The organism is Allobosea sp. 01N443, from assembly GCF_056399325.1.
On the sequence record NZ_JBFTRC010000307.1, the window covers coordinates 1 to 4,407 of the forward strand.

The 4,407-nt window shown below is 65.2% G+C and carries 4 protein-coding genes; all 4 read left to right on the top strand.

The annotated features are described in order from the left end of the window. The coding region (locus AC1DRP_RS35255) for an aldehyde dehydrogenase family protein (protein ID WP_476770972.1) at positions 1-231 on the top strand (231 nt) is incomplete at its 5' end. A gap of 102 nt (positions 232-333) precedes the next feature. Then, on the top strand, positions 334-1,353 hold the full coding sequence (locus AC1DRP_RS35260; protein WP_441509085.1) for a putative 2-aminoethylphosphonate ABC transporter substrate-binding protein: 1,020 nt from the start codon (positions 334-336) through the stop codon (positions 1,351-1,353). 156 nt (positions 1,354-1,509) lie between these two features. Then, positions 1,510-2,601: a putative 2-aminoethylphosphonate ABC transporter ATP-binding protein gene (locus AC1DRP_RS35265; RefSeq protein WP_476770973.1), complete on the top strand. Its 1,092-nt coding sequence runs from the start codon at positions 1,510-1,512 to the stop codon at positions 2,599-2,601. Further along, positions 2,598-4,313 carry a putative 2-aminoethylphosphonate ABC transporter permease subunit gene (locus tag AC1DRP_RS35270; RefSeq protein ID WP_476770974.1) on the top strand — a complete coding sequence of 572 codons (1,716 nt, stop codon included), beginning with the start codon at positions 2,598-2,600 and terminating at the stop codon, positions 4,311-4,313. The genes AC1DRP_RS35265 and AC1DRP_RS35270 overlap by 4 nt, the downstream gene beginning before the upstream one ends. Positions 4,314-4,407 lie beyond the last annotated feature (94 nt).

Here is a 4,407-nt window from a genome sequence, read left to right on the forward strand (position 1 = left end):
GCCTATGGCCTGTCCTCGGGCGTCTGCACCAACCGCTTCGACTACATCCAGCGCTTTGTCGCGGAACTCGAGGTCGGCACCGTCAACCTCTGGGAGGTTCCCGGCTACCGCATCGAGATGTCGCCCTTCGGCGGCATCAAGGATTCAGGCCTCGGCTACAAGGAGGGCGTCGTCGAAGCCATGAAGAGCTTCACCAACGTCAAGACCTGGTCCCTGCCCTGGACCGCATGACGAAGAAGACCAGCACAGGCGGAGCGATCCGCCTGTGTTTTACGATCTCAGGGGAAAACGCCGAAAGAGCGCTCTAATCGATCACCACGAGGGGATGAGAAGATGAAGAACTGGCTTGCTTCCTGCGTCATCGGGGCATTCGCGCTCGCACTGCCCGGCGTCGCCCTGGCGCAGAAGACGAAGGTAACGATCTACACAGCACTGGAGAACGACCAGCTCGGACCGTTCAAGGCCTCGATCGAGAAGGCCGTGCCGGACGCAGAGGTGGTCTGGGTCCGCGACTCCACCGGCGTCATCACCGCCCGCTTCCTGGCCGAAAAGGACAATCCGCGGGCTGATATGGTGATGGGGCTCGCGGCGTCCAGCCTGCTGATGTTCGAGAAGGCCGGGCTGCTGGAAACCTACAAGCCGGCCGGCGCCGATGCGCTGAAGCCGGTCTTCCGCGATCCCAACAGCCCCTATACTTGGACCGGCATGGACGCCTATCTCGGCGTCGTGTGCTACAATACGGCCGAGGCCAAGGGCGTGCCCGTGCCGGCCTCGTGGAAGGACCTGCTCAACCCGGCGTTCAAGGGCAAGATCGTGATGCCCCATCCGGCCTCCTCCGGCACCGGCTATCTGATGGTCGCCGGCTGGCTGCAGAGCATGGGCGAAGCCGAAGGCTGGAAGTTCATGGACGGGCTGCACGAGAATATCGGCGCCTATCTCCATTCCGGTTCCGCCCCTTGCGTCCAGGCAGCCCGCGGCGAGCGCACCATCGGTCTGGCGCTCGACATGCGCGGCGCGTCCGAGAAAACCAAGGGCGCACCGATCGAGGTCGTGATTCCGAAGGAGGGCGTGGGCTGGGAAATGGAAGCCAGCGCCATCGTCAAGGGCAGCAAGAACCTCGCCGTCTCCAAGAAGATCGCCGACTGGTCGACGACCAAGGCGGCGAACGAGCTCTACTCGCAGACCTACGCCATCGTGGCTGCGCCGGGTGTCGAGAACAAGCCGGCCAACTATCCCGTCAATGCCGAAGCGGGGATGATCAAGAACGACCTCAGCTGGATGGCCGATAATCGCGAGCGCGTGCTCGCCGAATGGTCGAAGCGCTACGAGTCGAAGTCGGCGCCGAAGAACTGAGCCTTTGCCACGCCGCCGGCCCGCGCGAGCGGCCGGCGGCGTGGTCTGTGCAAGACGCAAGTCCGTTCACGAAGCAAGTCCGTGCACCACGCAAGAGTGYGGCCTCGCCGTTGCCGGCGAGCCTGATCACTGCCTGTTCAGATGAAGGTCGGCATCATGTCCACGACTGCGCCCCCGTTTCTCTCGATCCGCGACCTCGCCAAGAATTACGGCGCGTTCCGGGCGTTGCACGATATCGATCTCGACATCCGCCGCGGCGAGTTCGTCTGCTTTCTCGGACCGTCGGGCTGCGGCAAGACGACATTGCTGCGGGCCATCGCCGGCCTCGACCAGCAGGATGGCGGCACCATCCTCATGGGCGGGCGCGACGTGTCGCGGGCCAGCCCGTCGGAGCGCGACTTCGGGATCGTCTTCCAGTCCTACGCGCTCTTCCCCAATCTCACCGTCACCGACAATATCGGCTACGGCCTCGTCAACCGGCGTCGCTCGTCTGCCGAGATCGCGCGCCGCGTCGAGGAGCTGCTGACGCTCGTCGGCCTGCCCGAGCAGGGCAAGAAATATCCGCTCCAGCTTTCGGGCGGGCAGCAGCAGCGCGTGGCGCTGGCGCGCGCGCTTGCCACCTCGCCGGAGCTGCTGCTGCTCGACGAGCCGCTTTCGGCCCTCGACGCCAAGGTACGGGTGCGCCTGCGCGACGAAATGCGCTCGCTGCAGCAGCGGCTCGGCGTGACCACGATCATGGTGACGCATGACCAGGAGGAGGCGCTCGCGATGGCAGACCGCATCGTCGTGATGCGGGACGGTGAAGTCGAGCAGGTCGGCACGCCCGAAGAGATCTACCGGCGCCCCGCCACGCCCTTCGTCGCCGACTTCGTCGGGCACATGACCTTCATGGATGCGATCGTGACCGGGCCGGGCCGGGTCCGTGTCGACGAGCTCKACCTGCTCGTCGCCAATGCCACCCCCTTCGCCGTGGGGACGCCGGTGCGGCTGGCCATGCGACCGGAGGAGGTTCGCACCCGCAGCATCGGTGAGGATACGCCCAACCGATTCGAGGCGCGGATCGGGGATCTCGCTTTCCTCGGCTCCTATTGCCGGGCGCATCTCGAGCCGACCAGCTCCCGTTCGACCCGGATCGCGGCCGATTTCTCGACCAATGCGATGCGCGATCTCGGCATCACGGCGGGACAGGTCTGCACCGTCGCTTTTCCGCCCGAGGCCCTGCATGTCTTTGCGGGGGGCGCACGATGAGCGACCTCGCACCACGGCTGACGATGATCGATGCGTCCGTGAAGGTATCGCCGGTGCGGATCAGCGAGCGCCATGTCGCCGGGGTCCTGATCGTCGCGCTCTGCGCGGTCCTGGTCCTGATCATCGCCCTGCCGCTCTGGGCGCTGCTCTCCAAGAGTCTCGAGGATACGCACGGGAACTTCGTCGGCCTGGCAAATTTCGTCAGCTATGCGACGACGCCGACGCTGTTCTTTTCGCTGCTCAACAGCCTCGCGGTCGCCAGTGCGACCACGGTCATCGTGGTGCCCCTCGCCTTCCTCTACGCCTATGCGCTGCGCCGCAGCTGCATTCCCGCCAAGGGCGTCTTCTATGCGGCGGCGATGATCCCTGTCTTCGCGCCGTCCCTGCTGTCGGGCCTCGCGCTGATCTATGTCTTCGGCAACCAGGGGCTGCTCAAGTCCTGGATGATGGGCGCCTCGCTCTACGGCCCGGTCGGCATCATCGCGGCGGAGACGCTATACAGCTTTCCGCACGCCATGCTGATCCTCGTCACGGCGCTCGCCCTTTCGGACGGCCGGCTGCGCGAAGCGGCCGACGCGATGGGCACCTCGCGCTGGCGCATTTTCCGGACGATCACCCTTCCCGGCGCACGCTACGGCGTGATCAGCGCCGTCTTCGTCGTCTTCACGCTGGTCATCACCGATTTCGGCATTCCCAAGGTGATCGGCGGGCAGTTCAACGTGCTGGCGACCGACGCCTACAAGCAGGTCGTCGGCCAGCAGAATTTCCCGATGGGCGCCGTGGTCGGCATCATCCTGCTGGTGCCGGCGGTGCTGGCCTTCTTCGTCGACCGCGTGGTGCAGCGGCGCCAGGGCGCCATGCTCTCGGCCCGCGCCGTTCCCTACGTGCCGCGCCCTGACCGGCGCCGCGATCTCGCCCTGCTCGGCTTCGTCGGCGTGATCGCCTTCGCGATCGTCAGCCCCTACGCGATCGCCTTCTGGGGCTCCTTCGTCAAGTATTGGCCCTACAACCTGTCCCTGACCTTGAGCAATTACAACTTCGCCGCGGTCGAGCCGGATGGCTGGAAGACCTATGCCAACTCGTTGCTGCTCGCGTCCCTGACGGCGGTGATCGGCACGGCACTGATCTTCACCGGCGCCTATCTGATCGAGAAGGTGAAGCTCTACCCGCGGCTGCGCGCCTTCGCCCAGTTCCTGGCCATGCTGCCGATGGCCGTGCCCGGCCTGGTGCTCGGCCTGGGCTATGTCTTCTTCTTCAATGCGGGCTGGAATCCGCTCGGCTTCCTGTACGGGACGCTGACGATCCTCGTGATCAACACCATCGCCCATTTCTACACGGTCGGGCACATCACGGCGCTGACGAGCCTGAAGCAGCTCGACAGCGAGTTCGAGTCGGTTTCCGCCTCGCTCAAGGTGCCGTTCTGGTCGACGTTCCGCCGGGTGACGGCGCCGATCTGCATGCCGGCTATCCTCGACATCGCGGTCTATGTCTTCGTCAACGCATTGACCACGGTCTCCGCCGTGATCTTCCTCTATGGCGCCGACACCAAGCTCGCCTCGATCGCGATCGTCCATATGGATGAGGCCGGCGCCATGGCGTCGGCGGCGGGCATGGCAAGCATCATCATGTTCACGGCCATTGCCGTGAAACTCGCCCATGCCGGCCTCGACCGCCTGGTCTTCGGCCGCCTGCAGCACTGGCGGCAACGCTAGATCATCGGGCCGGATATCGTATCCGGTCCGATGATCCAGCCTTCTGTGGCGCATCGGCTTTCCCGAAAACCGCAATCCACTTTTCGGGCCGATG